The sequence below is a fragment of the Imperialibacter roseus genome, assembly GCF_032999765.1.
Lineage (GTDB): Bacteria > Bacteroidota > Bacteroidia > Cytophagales > Cyclobacteriaceae > Imperialibacter > Imperialibacter roseus.
In genome coordinates this window covers 1,534,355-1,557,113 of sequence record NZ_CP136051.1, presented here as the reverse complement: position 1 = coordinate 1,557,113, position 22,759 = coordinate 1,534,355, and the positions used below count along the sequence as shown (strand labels likewise).

Here is a 22,759-nt window from a genome sequence, read left to right as displayed (position 1 = left end):
TGAAAAAAGCCGCTTTCTAGCGGCTTTTTGTAGTCCGTAGGGGAATCGAACCCCTGTTACCAGGATGAAAACCTGGCGTCCTAACCCCTAGACGAACGGACCATTTTGGGAACAATTGAGGAAGAGTTAAGCTTGATTCGCTACCCCTTTCCTGAATTGTGGTGCAAAGATATATGGCCTCATTTTAATTGCAAAGCATTGCGGAAAAATTTTCTAAAAATCCTTCAAAAACAACTGAACCTTAACCGCCAACTTCTTTGTTTTTAGTGGGTACGGGTGTTAGATTTGCACTCTCTGTAATAACCATAAACTTTTTTGAAAATGACAAAAGTAAAAGTAGGTATCAATGGTTTCGGTCGTATAGGTCGCCTGGTGTTCAGGGCGGCTATCAACAACCCCTCGATCGAAATCGTAGGAATCAATGACCTGATCGAACCAGATTATATGGCATATATGCTCAAGTACGACTCCACCCATGGTCTGTTCAAGGGTGAGGTGTCCGTAAAGGGCGGCAACCTGGTTGTAAATGGTCAGACGATCCGGGTAACTGCAGAAAAGGATCCTGCCAATTTGAAATGGAATGAAGTTAGCGCTGAGTATGTAGTTGAATCTACAGGCCTCTTCCTTACCAAAGAAACTGCTGAGAAGCACATTGCTGCAGGTGCCAAGAAGGTAGTAATGTCTGCTCCTTCGAAAGATGATACCCCTATGTTTGTTATGGGTGTAAATCACACTGAATACAAGAGCAATATCAATATCGTTTCAAACGCTTCATGTACCACCAACTGTCTGGCTCCGCTTGCTAAGGTGCTTCATGACAAGTTCGGTATCGTGGAAGGTTTGATGACCACAGTACATGCCACCACTGCTACACAGAAAACTGTCGACGGCCCTTCTATGAAAGACTGGAGAGGCGGACGTGGCGCTGGTCAAAACATCATCCCATCATCTACCGGCGCTGCTAAAGCTGTAGGAAAAGTTATTCCTTCACTAAACGGTAAACTGACTGGTATGTCGTTCCGTGTTCCTACTCCTGACGTATCTGTGGTTGACCTTACCTGCAGACTTGAGAAAGCTGCTAGCTATGAAGACATCAAAAAAGCTATGAAAGATGCTGCCGATGGACCTATGAAAGGCATTATGGGCTACACTGAAGATGCGGTAGTAAGCACCGACTTCGTTGGAGACGCTCGCTCGTCTATCTTCGATGCTGACGCTGGCATCAGCCTGAACGCTAACTTCGTGAAAGTAGTATCATGGTACGACAACGAGTGGGGCTATAGCAACCGTGTGGTTGACTTGGTGCTTCATATGGCTTCAGTTAAGTAATCAGTGAATAGTAAATGGTAATCAGTCACTTTTTACTGATTACCATTTACTGATTACTTCTTACCGCCTCACCTCCACCCCTGCCCTTTCCAATTCCTTCAGGGCCTTTTCAAAATCACCTGGTCGCAAGTTGACGGCCCGTGTGCCCGCCACAGGCAACACGACCTCAAAGCCAAATTCCTTCGCATCCAAAGCGGTGAACTTCACGCAGTAATCGGCAGCCAGCCCCACCACAGTAACTTTCTCCACACCTTCTGATTTTAAGTATTCGCCAAGTCCTGTCGACTTCCTCTTCCCGTTGTCGAACAAGCCGCTATAGCTATCAATTGTGGAGTCGGTGCCTTTTCGAAATACTTTCCTAAATCTTGTCGTATTCAAATTTGAAGCAAACTCAGCGCCTTTCGACCCCTGCACACAATGCACCGGCCACATGATCTGAGGCAGTCCATGCAAGTCAATTATCTCGCCCGGCTTCTTCCCTTCGTGGTTAGCCGCAAAGCTACCGTGGTTGGCCGGGTGCCAGTCTTGTGTAACAACGACGAGGTCGAACTGTTCCATCAACTCATTGACAAAAGGAATGATCTCATCACCCTGGTTAACTGCCAGCGCACCACCAGGAAGAAAGTCGTTTTGTATGTCTACAACGATCAGGGCTTCTTTATTCATTGCTAGTCACTTTTCGAAGTTTTAGAATCAGTTCTGTTTTGGCCTTATGAAGGCTTTCCTCCAACCCTACGGGGTAAACATGTGGATTCACAAAGCGTTTTACACTTCTATCGAGCATACCAAGTTGCTCAGTGTGCCGCTTCTTGATATCCTTTATGTCGGGCAAGGCATAGATACAACGACCATTTTTGAAAACCGGCACCAGCAAATCTTCACTACTTAGCTTCTCCGCATTCAGTGTTTTTCTCTTTGTAGCATCCATCGGGTCAATAATGAGGCTCTTCTTTTTCAGCTCTGTATTTACGTCAAAAATCATATCGCCCACGTACTGCCTGCCGTCATCGAACCTCTTGACCTGCTGGATACCCGGGTTGTTCATTTTTACCGTTTGCTCAGAAAGCTTCAGCTTATATTCCCACTTTCCATTGTTCTCAATGGCCGACAGCTTGTACACTGCCCCCAGCGCCGGCTGGTCATAGGCTGTCACCAGCTTAGTGCCGATGCCCCATACGTCAATTTTCGCTTCCTGCAGCTTCAAACTCTGAATGAGGTTTTCATCCAGGTCGTTGCTGGCCACAACTTTCACATTCTTCAGGCCGGCTTCGTCAAGCATCTCTCTGGCCATTTGCGAGAAATAGGCCAGGTCACCGCTGTCTATCCGAATACCCATCAACTGCTGCCCTTTGGCCTGCATCGTCTTTCCGACAGCGATGGCCTGCCGGATGCCTTCCTCCGTGTCGTAGGTGTCGACCAGCAGCACCGTATTGTTAGGCATGGCTTCGGCATAAGTTTCAAAAGCCTCCTTCTCACTATCGAACGACATCACCCAGCTATGGGCATGGGTACCGCTTACCGGAATTCCGAAGAGCTTACCCGCCATCACGTTGCTGGTGGAAGTGCAGCCGCCGATAAAAGCGGAGCGACTAGCGGCCAGCGCTCCGTCAATACCTTGCGCCCTCCTCAAACCAAACTCCATAACCGGATCACCGCCGGCAGCCTGGTAGATGCGGGAAGCTTTGGTAGCCACCAGCGTTTGGAAATTGATAAGGTTCAAAAGAGGCGTTTCGATGAGTTGGCATTGAAGAATGGAACCTGTCACCCGCACCATAGGTTCGTGGGGAAAAACGATGGTTCCTTCGGGCACCGCTTCGATATCACAGGTAAACTTCAGGTTGGCCAGATACTCGAGAAATGCAGGCTCAAACAGCGGTTGCCCGTCGTTGCCTGTTGTCTCAGCCAGGTAGCTGAGGTCCTGCTTTGAAAAATGAAAGTTGTTGAGATAGTCTACTACGTATTCCAGGCCGCAGGCGACTGTGTAGCCCCCACCAAAAGGGTTGTTTCTAAAGAATAGGTTAAAAACAGCCTTCTGGTCTGCCTTGCCCGACTTCCAGTAGCCAAAAGCCATCGTTAACTGGTAAAGGTCGGTAAGCAGCGCCATGGAAGCACTGTATAAGTCTTTCGTAATCTTCATAAATAATAAAGGATTGATTTAGTGTCAATCCTTATCCGAAAGTAACATTAAAAGAGGTCAAATCAATTCCATTTGCGCCTCAGTAATCTCCAGGTTGTGGAATACCTTCTGCACATCGTCGTCATCCTCCAGGGCGTCGATGAGCTTCATTACTTTTACAAATTCCTCATCCCCTAAGCTAAGCCTGTTGGCCGGCTCTCTCTGCAGCTCAGCGTTCTCTACCTGCACGTTCATCTCATCAAGCTTCTTCTGCATTTTACCGAAATCTTCGAATGCACAAGTCACCGTCACATACTCCTCTTCCACCTCCAGGTCTTCCGCTCCTCCATCGATCACTTCCAGGGTAAACTCATCCTCGTCAAAGTCCACCGGCTTTTGGATCTGAAAATTCCCTTTTCTTTCGAATAAAAATTCCAATGAGCCATTAGTGCCCAGGCTCCCTCCATGCTTGGTGAAGGCATGTCTTACATTTTGGACTGTGCGGTTCTGATTATCGGTGGTGCACTCCACATAAATAGCGATACCATGCGGGCCGTAACCTTCGTACGTGAGTTCAAAATAGCTGTCAGCATCTGCATCTGAGGCTTTCTTGATCGCCCTGTCAATATTATCCTTGGGCATATTGGCGCCTTTGGCATTCTGGATAGCTATTTTCAGCCTGGTATTTGCTTCTGGATTGGGCCCACCCTCTTTGATGGCAACAGTAATCTCCCGATTCAGTTTGGTGAAAACTTTCCCCCTCTTGGCGTCAAGCGCTCCTTTCTTCCGCTTGATCGTTGACCATTTGCTATGTCCTGACATTTTGTGTAATCGATAATTAGTATTCAGTGAATGGTAATCAGTGATCGGTTTCGCTTTGCGTACCGCCACTACAAAACATTTTTGATTTTGCTATCATGGAGTAGATCATCTTTCCTATGTAATTGCATTGTTCAATCAGAGCATTCCTCTCTACCACAGATATATACTGGCAGTTCAGAGCAACTTCTATCCAGTGTTGGGTTTCAAGTTGTTCGGCATCAGCATCTGTAAGTTTACTAATGAAATGCTTTTCATACCGTCTCTTTCCCCAGGCTTCTGCTATCTGTGCCCCGACCGAACGAGACGACCTTCTAACTTGATCAGTAAGGGAATACATCTCTTCCTTCGGGAACCGCTTGGTTATTTCAAAAATTGAATTGGTCAGGTTGCTTGCCATTTTGTAGACGTCCAAATCTCTAAAACTCCTGACGTATCTGTTGCCCTTTTCCATTTCGGTAAATTTAAAAAATTATCACCTATGCTAAAGCTACATGTCGGCAATTGGCTAATTCTAGCAATGATTTACCCTATTGTGTCTTCAATGCCAGCATTTTTCTATAAGTAACCCAAGCTTCTCGCAGATTACTGCGTAATATTTACCACCTACGGATCACTGATTACTCCTTACTGACTGCCGATTACTGCTTACTATTTACCAGTTACTGATTACTCCTCACCATCGATTTCCGCCGCCTCAACTCCTCTCCTTTTTTCTTCCACCAAATATTGCTGACCACCCCCATCACAACACAAGCCATACCTATGTAGGTCAACAGATTAAAGGTTTCGCCAAAAAGAAAGCCAAACCCAAGCCCATAAACAATGCCGAGATAGCTGAGACTTGAGATGATTGAAAGTTCCTCCTGCTGGTAAGCTTTCGTCATAAAATACTGCGCAAACTGGGTAAATATGCCCACCATGATCAGCCAAAACCACTCCCAGCCAATCGGCTGCTCCCAGATAAAAACAGAATACACACCAGCTATAGGGATGGTTACCAATGGAAAATATAAGATAATTACCAGCGGGTGCTCACTGGTTTTAAGTTTACGGATAACATTATACGCCACACCCGAACTCATAGATGAAAGCAATCCAATGAGAAGATGGATAGGCTCCACCCTGATATCAAAACCTGTTACGATCACTACTCCCAGCATCGACAGAGCAAAAAACACCCACTGCATTGGAAATACTTTTTCCTTTACAAAATAGATTCCCAGAATAGTAGTGAACACCGGGGCCAGATAGAGCAGCGTGTAAGTAGTGGCCAGAGGGATCTGCTGAATAAGAATAAAATAGAGAATTAAAGACAGAGAGCCGCAAACGCCACGCAAAATCAGCATCGGCTTGTTAGTGCCCCAGGGCGAAATACCAGCGGCCTTAATACCAATAAATGAAATGATGAATGAAATAACTGATCGGAAAAGGATGATTTCAACGGAAGGAATTTGCGGAATCATTTTCACGCACACCTTCATCATGGCGAAGAGCACAGTTGCGAGCAGCATATACCTTACCCCTGCCGGCACGCTCCTCCATCTCCTCATTTTTCCGCATCAGTAAGCACCATGCCGTCCTGAATTTCCAATGTACGATCGGCCATAGCAGCAAATTCTTCGTTGTGGGTAACGATGACAAATGTATGCCCCAACTCTTCTCTGATTTTGAAGAAGAGGTTATGAAGCTCATTGGCATTTTTTGAATCAAGGTTACCGCTTGGCTCATCACCAAAAACGATGGAGGGGCTGTTGATCAGTGCTCTGGCAATGGCCGTCCTCTGTTGCTCGCCTCCCGAAAGGGCTGAAGGCTTATGGTCGAGCCTGGCTCCCAGCCCCAAAAGCTGCAACAATTCCTTTGCCCGCTTGGCTACATCATCATCATTTCTGCCGCCTATGTAACCAGGAATGCACACATTCTCCAGCGCAGTAAATTCTGGCAACAGGTTGTGAAACTGGAAGACAAAGCCTATTTCTTTGTTACGAAAAGACGCCAGCTGTGTCGATGCCAATTTAAAAACATCTTTACCGGAGAGTTCAATCGTGCCCTCGTCGGGGGTATCCAAACTACCTAGTATATGCAAGAGAGTGCTCTTACCGGCACCGCTTGCTCCCACTATGGAAACTACTTCTCCTTTGGCTATTTCGAGGTCTATGCCTTTCAATACTTCAAGGTTGCCGTATTTTTTCTTTATTCCTGTCGCTTTTAGCATCTAAAAAATTGTTGCCCTGCAAATATAGAAAGATTGCCTTTCCTTCAAGGCTTTATAACTACCGATCTCTTCACCATTAAACTTTAGCTTGTAATTGCACCCCCTATGGCTTAGATTCGCACAAAAAAATTAGAGGATGAACATTCACGAATATCAAGCCAAAGGAATTCTGAAAAGCTACGGAGTTACCATCCAGGAAGGTATCGTTGCTGATACGCCAGAACGGGCTTTGGAAGCTGCAAGAACCCTCAATGCAGACACAGGCACAAGCTGGTATGTTGTAAAAGCACAAATCCATGCCGGCGGACGTGGTAAGGGCAAAGTAAGGGAAACCGATTCCAATGGGGTGGTGCTTGCCAAGAGCCTGAATGAAGTGGCGCCAAAGGCTGAAAAAATATTGGGAGGTACGCTGGTAACACACCAAACTGGCCCTGAAGGTAAAAAGGTGAATAAAGTGCTCATTGCTCAGGATGTTTACTATCCTGGCGAATCGGAGCCGAAGGAATATTATATGAGTATTTTGCTCGACAGGGCAAAAGCCAGCAATGTTATCATGGCCTCTACTGAGGGTGGCATGGACATCGAAGAAGTGGCTGCGCATACTCCTGAGAAAATCATCAAAGAGTGGATCGACCCTTCTGTTGGCTTGCAGCCGTTCCAGGCACGTAAGGTGGCTTTCAAATTGGGGCTGGAGGGTAACGCACTGAAAGAAATGGTGAAGTTCATCCATTCTCTTTATAACGCATTCATTGGAAGCGACTCAACGATGTTTGAGATCAACCCTGTGTTGAAAACTTCTGATAACAAAATTCTGGCTGTTGATGCCAAGGTTAACCTTGACGACAACGCCTTGTTCCGTCATAAAGACCTTGCCGAGCTCCGTGATATTTCCGAGGAAGATCCTTTGGAAGTAGAGGCTGGCGTTGCAGGCCTTAACTATGTGAAGCTCGACGGCAACGTGGGTTGTATGGTGAACGGCGCCGGACTGGCCATGGCTACCATGGACATCATCAAACTTTCTGGCGGCGAACCTGCCAACTTCCTTGATGTAGGTGGTGGGGCAAATGCCAAAACGGTTGAAGCTGGCTTCAGGATCATCCTGAAAGACCCTAACGTGAAGGCTATTCTTATCAATATTTTCGGTGGTATCGTGCGTTGCGACAGGGTAGCCACTGGCGTGGTAGAAGCCTACAAAAACATCGGAGAGATTAAAGTGCCAATCATCGTTCGCTTGCAAGGCACAAACGCTGAAGAAGGAGCGAAAATAATTGCAGAGTCGGGGCTGAAAGTATTCCCTGCTATTGTGCTAAAAGATGCTGCACTCAAGGTGAAAGAAGTACTGGCTTAAGCAAACAAGCCTTCCAAATACTAAAACCCATCTTTATCGAGATGGGTTTTTTGTTTTTACTGGAATCAGACTACTTGAATTTTTTAATGTATTCTAGCGCTTCCTCCATAGAGCTAAACATTTTTGTCGGCACATCTGGCTTACTCACCTTCAGATAAAAATTAGCCATAAATTCGTACGCAGGTGAGTCAACCACCAGGGCCACGGCGTCCACCAAAGAAGATCCCTCTTTCGCCAGAAAGTCTCGGGCAACCTTATCCACATCTTTTAGCCCCCGTATATCACACAAAACGGGGTATGACTTGCCCTTCTGAATAGTTTTCCTATCTTCAACCACCTTCTTGGCTGCATCGACATCTAACTCTGTGTTGGGTTTGTAGATAAAATGCAAGATCCCATCTTTCAGAAAAAAGCTAGCAAACTCATTTTCTATCTTGTCCATTGATCAATCGCAAACTACTAATAGTCAAATTCTTGAGGAAAAATACATAATTTCTGCACCTCTCTTCTTATTAAAATGCAAATATTACATTTAGCTGGTGTAATTTAGCTGGCAATCTAACTAACCCAAATGGCAAAAGTAAAACATAATAACTTAATTGACACACTTAATACCATAGCAGAGGACGCAAAATCACGTGGAGTCATACAACTGCACACTGAAGACGAGCGTTTCACTGGCCGAACTATTAGAATAAATGGGAAAGATCTTTTTCATTTCGGCACCACGGGATACCTTGGGCTTGAGCAAGATCAAAGGTTAAAAGATGCCGCTATTGATGCCATTCAAAAGTTTGGCACACAGTTCCCCCTATCCAAAAGTTATGTTTCCCATTCGCTGTACCAGGAACTAGAAGAGAAGTTAAATCTCATGTTTAAAGTTCCCGTGCTGGTTATGAAAAATAGTACGCTTGGCCATATGGGGGTAATCCCATCGATTGTGCGTGATGAAGATGCGGTTATTTTAGATCACTATGTACATTGGAGTGTACAGAATGCCTCCCTCCTGCTAAAAAACAGAGGAGTGACAGTAGATATGATCAGGCATAACAATATGAATATGCTTGAGGAAAAAATTAAAGCGCTAAGCCCTGGCCGGGAAAAAATATGGTATTGTGCTGATGGTGTGTACTCTATGTTTGGCGACACCGCACCCATTGAGCAACTCAAAGCGTTGTGCGCTAAATACCCCCAGCTATATCTATACTTCGACGATGTGCATGGCATGAGCTGGGTAGGCGAGAACGGAACCGGTTATGTGCTGAACCAATACAAAGAACTGCCCGAGAATGTATTCCTTTTCAGTACACTCAGCAAGTCATTTGGCGCAAGCGGTGGCATACTGGTTTCTTCCAATCAGTCCTACTTCAATAAGGTCAAAAACTTTGGAGGGCCACTTACGTTTTCTGCGCAGCTCGAACCGGCATCTGTAGCGGCAGCCATTGCCTCTGCTAAGATTCACCTGAGCCCTGAGATTGTTGAGATGCAAGCGGAATTGCGTGACAAAATAGACTATTGCAATGATTTACTGGCACAAACAGATTTACCGCTGGTAGATAGAAATGACTGCCCGGTTTTCTATATTGGAGCAGGTGCACCCGCAGTGGGCTACAATTTTGTTAACAAAATGTATGATGCCGGCTTCTATGGTAACATGGGTATTTTTCCGGCTGTACCAGTGAAGAAAACCGGGATCAGATTTACAATCTCCAGACATAACCAGCGTGAGGACATCGAGCAGTTGGTGGCGGCGTTGAATGAAAACTTTCCCAAGGCCCTGGAGGAGGAGCGCTATTCGATGAATAGTGTAAGAAAGATTTTTGACCTTCCTCTTATTGAAAAAGAAAATAAAGTCGCTGCCAGCAAAACAGAAACACTGACACTAGAAACCTTCCGCTCTGCCGGTGAGATTGACGCTAAAATCTGGGACACGTACTTTGGAGGAGAGGGTGTTTTCAATCATGCGGGGCTTCAGTTTCTTGAGAAAACCTTTACTGATAATGAAGAGAAGGAAAATAACTGGCAGTTCTTTTATCTTCTCGTTCGTGATGAAAATAAAAAAGTGATAGCTGCTACCTTTTTTACTTTCGCTCTTTGGAAAGAAGACATGCTGGCGCCAGCTTCAATTTCAAAGGAGTTTGAAGAAAAAGGAAATCAGAGCCCGGCTTCATGGTGTCAACAGCACTAATTATGGGGTCGCTGTTTACTGAAGGCCAACATCTCTTTCTTGATAAAAATGATGACCGATGGCAAAATGCGATGGACTTGATTATCGAAAAAGTAGAAGAACTGGATGAACTTCTCAAGCCTTCTTCCATTGTGCTAAGGGACTTCGACGAAAGCGATACCGAAATTGAAGAGTATGTGTTGAAGAAAGGTTTTTTCAAAACTACACTCCCAGAATCATGTACTGTGGAAGACCTGTCGTGGGCAAACACAGAAGAATATATTTCAACTCTTTCCAGCAAATCCAGAAAGCATTTCAGGCAAGACGTGGCTCCCTTTGAAGACTACTTCGACATTGAAGTAAAACAGACCCTTGCCGAAGATGAGATTCGCCAGTTCATGGCATTGTACCAAAACGTCTGGAGCAAGAATTTAGATGTCAATACATTCCCTTTCAACAAGAGCGTTTTTGAAAAGATGTCGGCAGATACTAACTGGGAGTTTATTATACTGAGGCTTAAAAAAGAAAAACAAGAACAAAATGAAACCGACAACCCCATTGCGGTCATGTTCTGTTTCAACAACAATAATATAACCTACGTACCAGCATTCATTGGCATGGACTATGACTATGTGCAGAAGTATCAGACCTATCGGCAAATGCTGTATCAAACAATTGTGAGAGCGCAGTCGTTGGGCTTTAAGAAAATAAACTTCGGTTACTCCTCTTCCTTTGAGAAAAAGAAACTAGGGGCCACCATTTATCCCAGAGTTGCTTTTATTCAAGCCAAAGACAACTACTCTATCGAAATGATGGGGATCATTCAAAAAAAATAAGGTACTAAAGCTCTAAAAACCCCTTCGAGGCGACAAAAATCTCCTCCTTTGTAAATGGTTTTTTAACATGGGCATTCATACCCGACTGCAGCGACTTTAGCACAGCTTCCTCATAAGCATCTGCCGAAAGGGCTATAAGAGGCATATTATACTGCATTTTCCTGATTTTTGCGGCCAGCTCGTAGCCGTCCATTTCCGGCATGTGAATGTCTATGAAAACCAAATCAAAGTCATGGATGTTGATGAGTTCCAACGCACTCTGTCCGCTGTCGGCCACTAGCGCTTTGGCTCCCAGATTTTCCAGCACCCGTTTCGCAAGCTTCAGATTAAGATCGTTATCGTCAACCACAAGTATGTGGTATTGCCGGCTGAACTTCAGCTTCAAGGTTTGCGCTTCCTCTCTTGGCTTCACAACCTGCGAGTCTGCCGCCTTGAGCTCCATGGTAAATGTGAATGCGGTGCCTTTTTCGAACCCAAAACTCACCGGTGGGCTTTCTACTTTTATGTCTCCATCCATGGAGTTGAGCAAATACCTGCAGATTGTGAGCCCTAAACCGGATCCTCCATAGTTACGGGAAGTGGAGTCATCGGCCTGCGTGAAGCTGTCAAAAATAACGTTTAGCTTATTGGAGGGGATGCCGATCCCCGAATCGATAATATCTCCCTGAATAACAGCATAACCTGCCTTGGCTGGCAAGCTGGTGAAATTCACATTTATATTGCCGGTAACTGTAAACTTCACCGCATTGCTTACAAGGTTTCGGACTATCTGGTTTATCTTTTGAGGGTCGCCAATAAGCACTTTAGGTATAGCGGGATCAATAGAGATAGACAAATCGATCCCTTTTTCCCTGGCCAGGTAGCGATAAGGATTCAAGTTTGATTTCATTATTTCCTCAAACTGAAATTCTATTTGTTCAAGCGTAAGCTTGCCTGCCTCAATCTTATTAATATCCAGAATGTTATTAATCAGTTTTGAGAGGTCTTCACCGGAAGCCTTGATAAGCCGTAGAAAATTTTGCTGCTCCTCTGTAGGAGAAGTTTCAAACATTAGGTCGATAAACCCTAAAATGGCACTAAGGGGCGTCCTTATTTCATGACTCATATTCGCCAAAAACCGTGTTTTGGCCTCATTGGATGCCTCTGCCCTTTCCCTTGCTTCCTTAAAAACAGAGACGTCTTTAGCAATTAGCAGGATATTGGACGGCTGATTCTGACTGTTGAGGAGATAGGAAAACGTGGCTGAGTGCGGCTTGGACAGTTCGCCATTAAAGCAGAAGTGCAACTCATTGATCCGGCAAATGTTTTTCTCGCCAAGTTCCGCCCTCACCCTTTCAAGGAGTATCTGTTCATTCTCGCTTAGCAGTTCGGCAAGTGGCCGTTTGAGTAGAGCACTTTCTTCACAATTGAATTTTTCCAGTGTGATTTCATTCACTTCCTCAATTCGAAAATCGATGTCAAGGATGAAAAGGACATCTACTACTCCCTTATAAATGCTTTCAAGGTAATTTTTGGATACCATGGAGGACTTGAGCTCTTCACCCAACATGTTGATCCCACCGACAAGGCCATCCAATTCATCATTGAATCCATAGCGAGGAAGCCGATATTCGAAATTACCATTGGCTATCTCATATACCAATTGTATTATGTCGTCTATTCTGCCCTTGAGGTGATCTGGAATCTCGTGTTTCGGAAGCATCTGGCGTACGCTTTACATTTTCGACTATTTCAGCAAAAGAGATGGTCCATATTATTTACCTGACACTGGTCTACGGTTAAACTCCCTCTAATTTACAATTATAGTTCGAAGACGTTAATTTCCAGCATAATTTAATGCAAAGGAAGAGAAAACCTTATAGAATCATAAAGTGGTCAACTACCGATCAGAAGTTTGTAGACGGTCAACATGGCCAAAACAACTCATCTTTGTCATCAAAAACTGGCTATTGAGTGCTGTAGGTAACCAGGAAGAAATGAATCCGTTCCCACTAACGTGGGTAAAAACAGGTAATGTGGCGCACAACATTGAATTAAGCCTAATCTATTCTAGCACATTTTTCAACGCTCTAAAAATGGATAATTTGGTAAATGGCTTGCCAATGTGATCGTCCATGCCGGCTTGCCTGCTCCTGTCTATATCTTCCTTGAACACGTTGGCCGACAGGCCAATAATGGGCAAGTCATACCCCAGTCTCCTGATAACCCGTGTGGCTTGAAGTCCATCCATCACGGGCATCTGAACATCCATTAAAATGGCATCGTAATCGTTCACTTTCAGCATTTGTACCGCTTCCTTGCCATGCACGGCGTATTCAACCGTTGCTCCAAACTTGCTCAATACCCTCCCTGCGAGAATACGATTCATCTCATTGTCCTCCACCACAAGTAACTTGTACTGCGTTGTAAACTCCAGCTTTTCAAACTTCTCTAATGTTTCATTTACCGGTGCTTCGGCTATGTCTACAGAGAAGTTAAAATTGAACTCAGAGCCGGGGTTTTCAGCCGTGCCTATGTGGGAAGGGCTGCCAATACTGATTTCCCCTCCCATCAAATGAATAAGCTCTTTTACTATCGACAAACCCAGTCCTGAACCGCCAAATCTCCTTGTAATGGACGAATCGGACTGCACAAATGCCTTGAAAATATCATTTTTAACGTCATCTGGAATACCTATACCTGTGTCGGAAACACAACCTCTGATCATCGCTCGTTTGCCATCGCCAATAGGGGAAATGCTTAGTTTGACACTTACTTTTCCTTTGCTGGTAAATTTCAGAGCGTTTCCTACCAGGTTTACCATTATTTGATTTACACGGGTAGGGTCGCAATACACATGGGAAATTTCATCAAAATTCTCAAACTCTAGACCAAATGCTACTCCCTTTTCGTTGGCCATGTATTTATATGGCTGAAGAGAAGAGGTCATGGTCTCTTTGAAATGAATGGGCACGTGATCAAACCCGAGCTTACCTTCTTCTATCTTGTTGAGATCCAAAATATCGCTTAAAAGCTTCATTAGCGTTTGCCCGGAACTTTCAATCAATTGAAGGTACTCCTTTTGCTCGTCGCTAATGCTCATCCCTATGAGGTATTCGGTAAATCCAAGAATTCCATTGAGAGGCGTCCTGATTTCATGGCTCATATTGGCCAAAAAACTGCTTTTCATCCGATTGGACAACTCCGCCGCTTCTTTGCTTTTCTTAAGTTCAGCCTCAATCTGTTTCTGAACAGTCATGTCCTTGGCCACTAGCAGCAGCCCGGCAGGCTCACCTTTTGAGTCAATCAAAATGGAGCAGGAGGTGCTAACCGGCGTTTCTTTTCCAGATTTGCCCATCACCATGCCTTCAATGTTATGAAGACTGCTATCATCTCTCAGGTGCTCCAGAAAACCCAAAGGTTCAGCAGAATCGGACTTGAAAACGTCTGACAAATTCTTCCCAACCAGGTCGTTCTCCGAGTAGTCGAGGAGCTTCGTGACGGCACCATTGACTCCCTGAATAAGGCCGTTTTCCTTTACTATGATGACCATGTCCACAATACCATCATAGATGCTTTTTAGGTAATTGCGGGACACAGTGGAACTCTCCAGTTCTTCACCAAGCATGTTGATCCCTGCAATAATTGCATCTACCTCATCAAAATCATCGGAGGGAGTTTCTCTGGCATCCAGGTTACCGGACGCCAGTTTGACAATTAAGGCATTGATTTTATCCAGTCGATCATCATCCGTAATTACACTCATTTCTGATACGGTCATAAGATATTATAAGAGAGTAAACTAATTCCTTTTAAATTAAGCCTGGCTCACAGCCAACTGCTCAATCTGTTCCATATTAAAGTTGTCCTTGATTTGAACAAACGCCACCTTTGGATGCACGCTAGCGCCAAATTTCTTCTTCTCAATCGTGGCCGAGATACCTAGTCGCAGCGTCTGATAGCCAAGCGTGTTTGCCTGCTGAAGCGTTCTGTAAATAGTTTGCCTGTAGATATTGTACTTTTCAAGATATTCATAGTCCATTCCTATCAAAAGGAAGGTATATACTCCAGCGTCGTTCCGGTAATTAAAGGCGACAGCAACAGGTTTCTGGTTACTATCGAATTCAGGCTTCAGTTTCAGCACCACAAACTCCCACCCGGCTTCACCTGGCATCATTTGAAAAAATTTATCAGGATAGTCAAACACATTAATGGCAAAGTTCCTGTTCCTGACATTTCTAAACAGGTCCTGAAAATGTCTCATATCCTCTTTTGAGGGTGCATTTACCACCTCAACATCAAACATATGCTCATACTTCAGTACATCGTAACGTATGTGGCGACGTGAGCGGGTTGACAGCCCCGAAAGGAATTCGTCTGTGTTTTTCCATCCAAGCTTGTCAATTACGCAAGAGTCGGGAACATCAACTTTTACAAAGCCCTGGTCGTGAAACACCTCCTTCAGTTGAGGGTCGTTGTCATCAAAGTCTCTCAGATAGGTAGCGCTTATTTTCTCAGACTCCTGAATTTCACCGACCTTTCCAATCATGATCCTGACAGCTTCTTCCCACTGGCTATGCCCCTTATTCAGGTAAAAGTGGTTGCCTTCGGTCATCAACGAGCCCATCACAAGGGTTTGTGAAGTCAGCAGGTAGGGATTATATTTTCTATCCTCTTCAAGTTGAATGGAAACACCAGCCTGGGCGAATATATCATCCTTACAGAGCGCACTTGAGAAGAACGTAGCCAAAACTGGCGTTCCTTCGCCGTCCCGCACCATCAGATAGTGGAATTTCCAATTTTCCTCAGGAAGGTCGTTGCCAGAAAATGCCTCCTCAATGAATTTCATACCCTTCCAGTCGACAGACATGTTCTTGCTGATAAGCCTGTTCCACTCTTCTTCTGGAAATGCTTCTATGGTTGAGCTCACCTGCGCTGTAAGCTCCGAAGTGACTTTTGCTTCTAAAGTTGCCTTCTCACTCAACAATGGCATTTTAAATGATTTGCGTACTTCGTTCTCCGTTTTGCCCTCATCTTCCAATGCCTTCGGGTAGTGGTAGTCCATCGCCTCCACAAAGCCTTCAATGTCTGCTTCGCTATTGTGGCAAGAGATTGTAAACCGAACCCCTGTATTTTTCACAGGCACCGCCGGAAACACACCCAGGTTGACATAATACCCTTCTTTCATCAGCCGTTCTACAAAATTGTATCCTGTGGCAGGCATGCCTGTGCCTATAAAGAAAATAGGGCACTCATTTTCGACCACCAGCGGAAGGTCAGTTTGCCGAATAAGCTCATTGCAAAACTCAATCTTACCAGCTAACCGCTGCTGCATGGCATATATCTCATCCGAAAGGTGAATTTTCGCTGAAGCAATAGCAGCACCAAGCATGGGTGGTTCTATTTGCACTGAGAAAGTAAGAGGACCACCGAATATTTTTACTTTGCGTCGCATTTCCTCTTCGGGAAAGACAATGAGCCCGCCGGTGGCGCCAAAGCACTTGCCCATGGTTGCGCACAGCACCATTTTTCTATGCATCTTAACCTGGCTCATGATAAAGCCTGTGCCATGCTCACCTGCCCAACTCATTCCATGGGCATCGTCAACGTACAAGTAGAGTTGATCATATTTATCTGCCAGCTTTTGCATTTCCTTTATCGGAGCCACATCACCATACATAGAATACACGCCATCGGCCATGTACCAGATGCGGTTGTACTTAGAGCGCAATTCTTGTATTCTTTCCTCCAGCATTTCGAGGTTGCTATGGCGGATAATCTCTACCCGCACACCTTTTGGTTTCAGCATTTGCACGGCACTTTGTATGCTGGCATGCACTTGCTGATCCAGGATAACAACGTCGTCGTCTCTTATAATAGAAGGTATCACTGTGATGTGCCCAAGGGTACTATTCTTAGTGAGAATAACAGGATAACCATACATTGCTTCTATCAAATTCTCCAACTCAGCATATAGTGGTGACGACACATAAGTCTTCGACATAGGAAACTGGGTGCCATATTTAGTCACGGCATCAATCACACCAGCCTTTAGCCTTGAATCTTGTTCCAGCCCCAGATAACCGCATGTGCCAAAGTGTTTCAATTCCCTGTCATTGATCCTTAGGGTTGAGCCTGACAAGGAGTCTCCCTGAGAGTGAAGGTGGACAATGCCTTTGTTAGCGGCACTGGTAATAATATCATCAATTGTATCCAGTAAATGATTGTGACGTGTTTTAGCCATGAGAAAAATAGTTTACTTTTGAAGCTTGCTAGAGATTAGTTTTTGTTAATTATGACTCAAAATTACTCTGCCATCTATCCTGAATATGCCCTAATGAACTAAGAACCCTACATCCGTAACAGAGTAAATGATATGATAGAAAACCAGTACATAAAGATTTGGACAGAAGACGATATCATGTTTGGGTATTACAAAGTGGACGAGGTCGATCTGGAAGTGGCCAACCACATGATTACCGCTCGGGTAGAAGCCTGCGACGGAAAGACATATCCTTTCCTGGGGGATGTTTCAAGTGTAAAAACCATCACAAAAGACGCCCGTTCGGCTTTTGCTGAGGGGGATGGAATCAAAAATATGAACGCTTGTGCGCTGGTTGTCGGGTCGCCAGTCAATCGGCTGCTGGGTAATTTTTTTCTCAGCGTGAGCAAACCCACCATACCTACGAGGCTCTTTACCTCACAGGAAGATGCTTTAGGCTGGCTTTCAACATTTAAAAAAGAAAATGTGGATTAGTGGGCGCTTCCTTACATGCATACAATGGATTTAGAACGGTTCGCTTCTGACGCAATCAGTAAAAAGCCAGGGTTTCAGAAGTTTATTTCAAGAATTAAAAGGAAAAGAATCCCCCATTTGGACGATGTTTTTCACTCACTTCATGAAGAAGTGTTTGAAGAAGTGGATTGCTTGACCTGCGCCAATTGCTGCAAGACCACCAGCCCCATTTTTATCGGAGCCGATATCGACAGGATCTCCAGATTTTTAAAAATTAAGCCATCTGCGTTTACCGAACAGTATTTAAAAATTGACAATGAGGGCGACTACGTGCTGAAAAGCTCCCCCTGTGCCTTTCTGGGTGCTGACAACTATTGCTCCATATATGAAGCCCGCCCCAGAGCTTGCAGAGAGTATCCCCACACAAACAGAAAGAAGATGCACCAAATCCTGGATCTCACTATGAGAAACACCCAGGTTTGTCCGGCCGTGTTGCAAATCGTAGAAAGGCTTGAGAAAGTAATATAAATTTTAGGCATCTGTCAGGGTTAAACCATGTTGGCTGGTTTATGAAAATATGGCTTAAAATGAAGGCGGTTGTCCTTAAAATGTAAAACATTTCCTATTTTCGGCCTTAGGCGTATGAAAAAAGCTATCCTCCTTGCCATTTTATTGATTCCTTTTATAAAGGTGTCGGCCCAGAATTTTTTATCCTGGCAATACAACGACCGTTATTTCAGTCTGACTGCCGGAACTGGTCACACGCTGTACCTGGGAGAGCTGAACAACGGAAAGGGGTTTCAACAGGGGCTTTCCAATCTCAACCTTGGAGTTGAGTGCCGCTTGCTTACCCGGTGGGCAGCCAGGGCTGAGTTTGTCTACTATAATATATCGGGTAGTGACACCTATGCCGAAGACAGCAGCTTCAACAAGCAACGCAACCTTTCTTTTCGTTCCAATAATTTTGAAGGGCAATTGGGGGCTATGTATTACTTCAAGCCCTATAATAAAATCTATCATCAGAGAAGAAAGTTTGAACCGTACGCACATGTTGCGGTTGGGGTGACAACCGTAAACCCCAAAGCCCAGCTCGACGGGAAATGGGAAGCCCTCCGCCCTTTAGCGACTGAGGGCACTACCTACAAAGGAACTGCGATCGTTATTCCATTTGGTGTGGGAGTAAAAGCCAGGATTAACGAGTTCATTAACCTGGTTGGCGAAGTCGGTTACCGCTACACGTTTACCGACAGGCTCGACGATGTGTCCGAAAACTACGGAAGCGGTCTTTCAGGCAAAGCTCTCACCCTTTCTAACAGGAAGGATGAAATAGACATGGTAAATGAAACGGCCTACGAGGCCATGATACCCGGAGCAAAGCGAGGTGAAGCCGGGAATGATTCTTACCTGCTGTTGCAATGGAAACTTGAATTCTACCTTCCCACACACCTTTTCAAAGGTGGTGAAAGCTGGTTCTCCAAGCCTTCTGCTTTCCATTAAAACGACAAAGCAGCAAGCCACACTCCTGCTTCATATTTCCCCGGCCATAGCCCTGAGGTCGTTGATCAACCCGCAACGACCACCTAAAAAAACATCGATCACATTTTTTGACGAATCTCTGAAGACCTTTTCAAAAGTGGCTATATTTCGACGTAGAAACCCAGCCCCAGAATGAAAGTATTTAAGTTTGTCTTTTTCACAATAATAACGATCGTTCTTGTAGTCGTTCTGAATTCCAAAAATGGCAATATCCCACCACTGGGAAAGTTCCTTAATCCGATGAGTGGCTTCTGGGCCAACAGCGAATACACTGCTATCAAAGCACCAGAGCAGCTAGCTTTGGATGGCCTGGAAGAACCTGTGAAAATATACTGGGACAAAGACCTGATTCCGCACATTTTCGCTGAAAGCGACCACGATCTCTACTTTGCAGAAGGATATACTATCGCCTTCCACCGGCTTTGGCAAATGGAGTTTCAGCTCTACAAAACAGCGGGCCGGCTATCGGAAATTCTTGGCCCCCTCACCCTGTCGCTTGATCAGCAGCAACGAAGAAAAGGACTAGCCTACAGTGCCAGTTGGATGCTTGAGGAGGTAAAAAAAGACAAGGCCATATACGAAATGCTTCAGGCTTATAGCGATGGCGTAAATGCTTACATCGCCACACTGGACTACAAAGACCTTCCAATAGAATATAAACTGCTCGACTATGAGCCAGAACCATTTAGCCCATATAAAATATGTCTGCTACTCAAAGAAATGTCTGATCAGCTTTCTTCTGGAGAAGCCGACCTTGAAAACACCAACATGGTGAGGCTTCTGGGTAAAGACACGTTCAATTTTTTGTTTCCTGACAGAGACCCAGGCATCGATCCAATTATTACCGCAGGCACTAAGTTTGACTTCGAACCCTTAAGAGTTGCTAACCCCAACGACTCTTTACCACTTACAAAAGTAAAGCAGGTCATCAGCAAGCCTGACCCAAAAAACGGCAGTAACAACTTTGCCGTAACTGGTAGCAAAACTGCGAGCGGGCATGTGTTGCTGGCCAACGAACCGGATCTTGGCCTCAACTTACCTTCCATCTGGTATGCGGCACATTTGCATAGCCCATCAGTAAATGTAATGGGCGCAGTTTTTCCCGGATCGCCCGGTATCACCATTGGGTTTACAGATTCCATCGCTTTTGGATTCACCAACGCCAAGAGAGATGTGGCTGACTGGTTCTACATCCAATTCAGAAATGATGACCGTGACGAATACCTCTACGACGGTAAATGGCTGAAAACACAGAAAGTGATAGAAGAAATTACAGTTAGAGGCGAGGACACTAAGTATGACACAGTGATCTACACCCACTTTGGCCCTGTTACCTACGACCGAAACTTCAAAGGCAACGGCGAGCAGGTGAATTTTGCGTTTCGGTGGACGGCACACGACACGTCCAACGACTTCCGTCTATTCTATCATTTCAACCGGGGCAAAAACTACAACGACTACCTGGAGGGGCTCAAACACTACTCAGGGCCACCACAAAACATTGTCTACGGAGATGTACACGGCAATATTGCCATGTGGGTGCAGGGTAAATTCCCTGTAAAATACCCCGAGCAGGGAAAATTCCTGATGGACGGGCGTTACAGTAAATACGACTGGGGGCCTTTCATTCCTCAGCAGCAAAATATCCACGAACTCAATCCAGCCCGGAATTTCGTAAGCTCAGCTAACCAGCACCCGGCAGATGCCACCTACCCCTATTACGTTTACGACTACAATTACGAGCATTATAGAAACAGGCGAATTAACGACCGGCTGAAAATTATGCAGAACATTAAGCCTGAAGACATGATGAAGCTGCAAAACGACAACTATAACTACCTGGCCTACGAGAACCTGACTTTTATGCTCGACAGCCTTGACACCGGAAAGATGGTTGCCCGTACCAGGGAGGTTTATCAACTGTTACGCAAGTGGGACTATTTTAACGACCCCGAAAAGGTGGCGCCGGTCTACTTTGAAGAGTGGTGGGATCAGTTTTATGCATTGCTCTGGGATGAGTTTGACACAATGAGCGTAGCGGCCTACAAGCCGCACAACTACCACACCAGTGTGCTCATGAAAAACAATCCTGATCTCGCTTTCGCCGATGTGCTTGGCACCTCCCGAAAAGAAACGATAAAGGATGTTTTGTCAATTACTTTTGTTTCCTCCCTTGATAGCGTTGAAAGCTGGAAAGGCAATCACAGCGTTGACCTCACCTGGGCCAACTTCAAGAACACCACAATTCAGCATCTCATGCGGCTGGAACCATTCAGTGTAACCGATGTGCAGATTGGCGGCAATCATGGCATAGTCAATGCTGCCAGCCGAAGGCACGGCCCGTCGTGGAGGATGGTGGTGGAGCTGGACAAGGCGGGCGTAAAAGCCTGGGGAGTTTATCCCGGCAGCCAAACCGGCAACCCGGGCAACCCAACTTATGCTGATATGGTCACGCCCTGGGCAACCGGTAAATACCTCAGCCTGCAATTCACATCCCAGCAGGCTGATCTCGCCGCTAATGCGACGCTTGTTCAAACGCTTAACCCTTCCAACAAATGAAACTCATCATAAAAGTAATGCTCATCGCCGGATTGGCTTACCTGTCAGGCCTGTACCTTCCCTGGTGGGGAATGGTAGTGGTGGCTGCAGGCGTGTCGCTGGCAATTCCTACCAGCAGTTTCGGTGCATTTGTAAGTGGCTTTATTGGTGTTGGCTTGCTGTGGATGGTCATTTCATGGAAAATAGACATCGAATCACACAGCATACTTACTGCCAAGGTGGCTGCGCTGTTCAAAGTGGGCGATCCCATTTACCTGGTGATTGGCTCCGGCTTCGTAGGTGCCATTGCTGGCGGGCTGGGGTCGCTGTCAGGCAACAGCTTCCGTCAGATATTCATCAAGAAAAAGAAAGCCAGCTTCTACAGCTAAAAAAATAGCCAGCTGCTGCGCAACTGGCTACAATAGACCATCTCTTTTGAAGGTTCTATTTTTTGTTTTGAACGTCGCTAACGATCATTCCATCTTCCAGCTTCACTATCCGAGTGCCATATTCGGCATACGCCTCGTTGTGAGTTACCTGAATAATGGTCATTCCTTCTTCGTTCAACTTCTTGAAAAGCTCCATAATATCCTTGCCCTGCTCCGAATGCAGGTTGCCTGTGGGCTCATCGGCCAGAAGCAACTTCGGTTCCCCCACAATAGCCCTGGCAATACCTACCAACTGCTGCTGCCCACCTGAAAGCTGCTCAGGGAAGAGATCCTTTTTTGCCACCATCGAAAAACGGTCGAGCATTTCTGCCACCATGCTGGAGCGCTCCTTACCCTTTACTCCACGGTACAACAAGGGCGTTTCAATGTTTTCATACACAGTCAGCTCATCAATCAGATGATACGCCTGAAAAACAAACCCAATATGGTTTTTATGTAGCTCAGAGGTCTTTCGCTCACTGAATTTATGAACAGGCTCATCAAGGAAATAGTACTCGCCAGCGTTTGGCTTGTCGAGCATACCGATGATGTTCAAGACGGTAGATTTGCCGGAGCCTGACGGTCCCATGATGCTGACAAATTCTCCTTGCTTTACCTCCAGGTCAATCCCTTTAAGTATAAATACCCTCTGAAATTTAGAATCGACGTACTTGTCGATGTTTTGCAGTTTGATCATTATTAGTCCTTTTAT

At 45.3% G+C, this 22,759-nt stretch carries 20 protein-coding genes and 1 tRNA gene; 9 read left to right on the top strand and 12 right to left on the bottom strand.

Annotated features, from left to right (window positions below; all coding sequences use genetic code 11):
• Positions 1-30: 30 nt before the first annotated feature.
• A tRNA-Glu gene (locus RT717_RS06730) sits at positions 31-102 on the bottom strand.
• Between the two features lie 219 nt (positions 103-321).
• Here RT717_RS06730 and gap point away from each other — a divergent pair.
• Positions 322-1,329 (top strand): type I glyceraldehyde-3-phosphate dehydrogenase, encoded by a 1,008-nt coding sequence (gap, locus tag RT717_RS06725; RefSeq protein ID WP_317490973.1) that lies wholly within the window; start codon positions 322-324, stop codon positions 1,327-1,329.
• A 60-nt stretch (positions 1,330-1,389) separates the two neighbouring features.
• Here gap and pncA read toward each other — a convergent pair whose 3' ends face one another.
• The 6 genes from pncA to RT717_RS06695 all read right to left on the bottom strand — a co-directional run bounded on the left by pncA (position 1,390) and on the right by RT717_RS06695 (position 6,479).
• Positions 1,390-1,995: a bifunctional nicotinamidase/pyrazinamidase gene (pncA, locus tag RT717_RS06720; protein ID WP_317490972.1), complete on the bottom strand. Its 606-nt coding sequence runs from the start codon at positions 1,993-1,995 to the stop codon at positions 1,390-1,392.
• On the bottom strand, positions 1,988-3,466 hold the full coding sequence (locus tag RT717_RS06715) for a nicotinate phosphoribosyltransferase (RefSeq protein WP_317490971.1): 1,479 nt from the start codon (positions 3,464-3,466) through the stop codon (positions 1,988-1,990). The genes pncA and RT717_RS06715 overlap by 8 nt, the downstream gene beginning before the upstream one ends.
• Before the next feature lie 57 nt (positions 3,467-3,523).
• Positions 3,524-4,267, bottom strand: a complete 744-nt coding sequence (locus RT717_RS06710; protein WP_317490970.1) for a YebC/PmpR family DNA-binding transcriptional regulator — start codon at positions 4,265-4,267, stop codon at positions 3,524-3,526.
• Between the two features lie 37 nt (positions 4,268-4,304).
• On the bottom strand, positions 4,305-4,718 hold the full coding sequence (locus RT717_RS06705; protein WP_317490969.1) for a four helix bundle protein: 414 nt from the start codon (positions 4,716-4,718) through the stop codon (positions 4,305-4,307).
• Positions 4,719-4,926: 208 nt separating this feature from the next.
• Positions 4,927-5,817, bottom strand: coding sequence for a DMT family transporter (locus RT717_RS06700; RefSeq protein WP_317490968.1), 891 nt, complete (start codon positions 5,815-5,817; stop codon positions 4,927-4,929).
• On the bottom strand, positions 5,814-6,479 hold the full coding sequence (locus tag RT717_RS06695) for an ABC transporter ATP-binding protein (protein ID WP_317490967.1): 666 nt from the start codon (positions 6,477-6,479) through the stop codon (positions 5,814-5,816). The genes RT717_RS06700 and RT717_RS06695 overlap by 4 nt, the downstream gene beginning before the upstream one ends.
• Positions 6,480-6,615: 136 nt before the next feature.
• On the opposite strand from RT717_RS06695, the gene sucC reads away from it, so the two are divergent.
• Complete coding sequence (gene sucC, locus RT717_RS06690; RefSeq protein WP_317490966.1) at positions 6,616-7,827, top strand: ADP-forming succinate--CoA ligase subunit beta; 1,212 nt, start codon at positions 6,616-6,618, stop codon at positions 7,825-7,827.
• Positions 7,828-7,897: 70 nt separating this feature from the next.
• Here sucC and RT717_RS06685 read toward each other — a convergent pair whose 3' ends face one another.
• Entirely contained in the window at positions 7,898-8,269 is a 372-nt protein-coding gene (locus RT717_RS06685) for a DUF7793 family protein (RefSeq protein WP_317490965.1), read from the bottom strand.
• A gap of 129 nt (positions 8,270-8,398) precedes the next feature.
• Between RT717_RS06685 and RT717_RS06680 the strand changes: the two genes are divergently transcribed.
• Complete coding sequence (locus RT717_RS06680) at positions 8,399-10,015, top strand: aminotransferase class I/II-fold pyridoxal phosphate-dependent enzyme (RefSeq protein WP_317490964.1); 1,617 nt, start codon at positions 8,399-8,401, stop codon at positions 10,013-10,015.
• Positions 10,016-10,017: 2 nt separating this feature from the next.
• Positions 10,018-10,830 (top strand): GNAT family N-acetyltransferase, encoded by an 813-nt coding sequence (locus RT717_RS06675; RefSeq protein WP_317490963.1) that lies wholly within the window; start codon positions 10,018-10,020, stop codon positions 10,828-10,830.
• Positions 10,831-10,834: 4 nt separating this feature from the next.
• Here the strand turns inward: RT717_RS06675 and RT717_RS06670 are convergent, their stop codons facing one another.
• The 3 genes from RT717_RS06670 to RT717_RS06660 all read right to left on the bottom strand — a co-directional run bounded on the left by RT717_RS06670 (position 10,835) and on the right by RT717_RS06660 (position 17,053).
• The gene (locus tag RT717_RS06670) at positions 10,835-12,532 is read right to left on the bottom strand and encodes a response regulator (RefSeq protein WP_317490962.1); all 1,698 of its coding nucleotides are present in this window, start codon (positions 12,530-12,532) and stop codon (positions 10,835-10,837) included.
• A gap of 342 nt (positions 12,533-12,874) precedes the next feature.
• Positions 12,875-14,575 carry a PAS domain-containing hybrid sensor histidine kinase/response regulator gene (locus RT717_RS06665; protein ID WP_317490961.1) on the bottom strand — a complete coding sequence of 567 codons (1,701 nt, stop codon included), beginning with the start codon at positions 14,573-14,575 and terminating at the stop codon, positions 12,875-12,877.
• 51 nt (positions 14,576-14,626) lie between these two features.
• Positions 14,627-17,053: a bifunctional aminotransferase class I/II-fold pyridoxal phosphate-dependent enzyme/GNAT family N-acetyltransferase gene (locus RT717_RS06660; protein WP_317490960.1), complete on the bottom strand. Its 2,427-nt coding sequence runs from the start codon at positions 17,051-17,053 to the stop codon at positions 14,627-14,629.
• Between the two features lie 132 nt (positions 17,054-17,185).
• Between RT717_RS06660 and RT717_RS06655 the strand changes: the two genes are divergently transcribed.
• The 5 genes from RT717_RS06655 (at position 17,186) to RT717_RS06635 (ending at position 22,008) form a co-directional block, all read left to right on the top strand.
• Positions 17,186-17,566, top strand: a complete 381-nt coding sequence (locus tag RT717_RS06655) for a DUF7793 family protein (RefSeq protein WP_317490959.1) — start codon at positions 17,186-17,188, stop codon at positions 17,564-17,566.
• A 24-nt stretch (positions 17,567-17,590) separates the two neighbouring features.
• On the top strand, positions 17,591-18,073 hold the full coding sequence (locus tag RT717_RS06650) for a YkgJ family cysteine cluster protein (protein ID WP_317490958.1): 483 nt from the start codon (positions 17,591-17,593) through the stop codon (positions 18,071-18,073).
• Positions 18,074-18,187: 114 nt separating this feature from the next.
• Positions 18,188-19,042: a DUF6089 family protein gene (locus RT717_RS06645; protein ID WP_317490957.1), complete on the top strand. Its 855-nt coding sequence runs from the start codon at positions 18,188-18,190 to the stop codon at positions 19,040-19,042.
• A gap of 171 nt (positions 19,043-19,213) precedes the next feature.
• The gene (locus RT717_RS06640; protein ID WP_317490956.1) at positions 19,214-21,640 is read left to right on the top strand and encodes a penicillin acylase family protein; all 2,427 of its coding nucleotides are present in this window, start codon (positions 19,214-19,216) and stop codon (positions 21,638-21,640) included.
• Positions 21,637-22,008: a hypothetical protein gene (locus RT717_RS06635; RefSeq protein ID WP_317490955.1), complete on the top strand. Its 372-nt coding sequence runs from the start codon at positions 21,637-21,639 to the stop codon at positions 22,006-22,008. Before RT717_RS06640 ends, RT717_RS06635 begins: the two co-directional genes overlap by 4 nt.
• A gap of 55 nt (positions 22,009-22,063) precedes the next feature.
• On the opposite strand, the gene RT717_RS06630 is transcribed toward RT717_RS06635, so the two are convergent.
• A complete protein-coding gene (locus tag RT717_RS06630; RefSeq protein WP_151998560.1) occupies positions 22,064-22,744 on the bottom strand; it encodes an ABC transporter ATP-binding protein in 681 nt (226 codons plus the stop codon).
• Between the last annotated feature and the right edge of the window lie 15 nt (positions 22,745-22,759).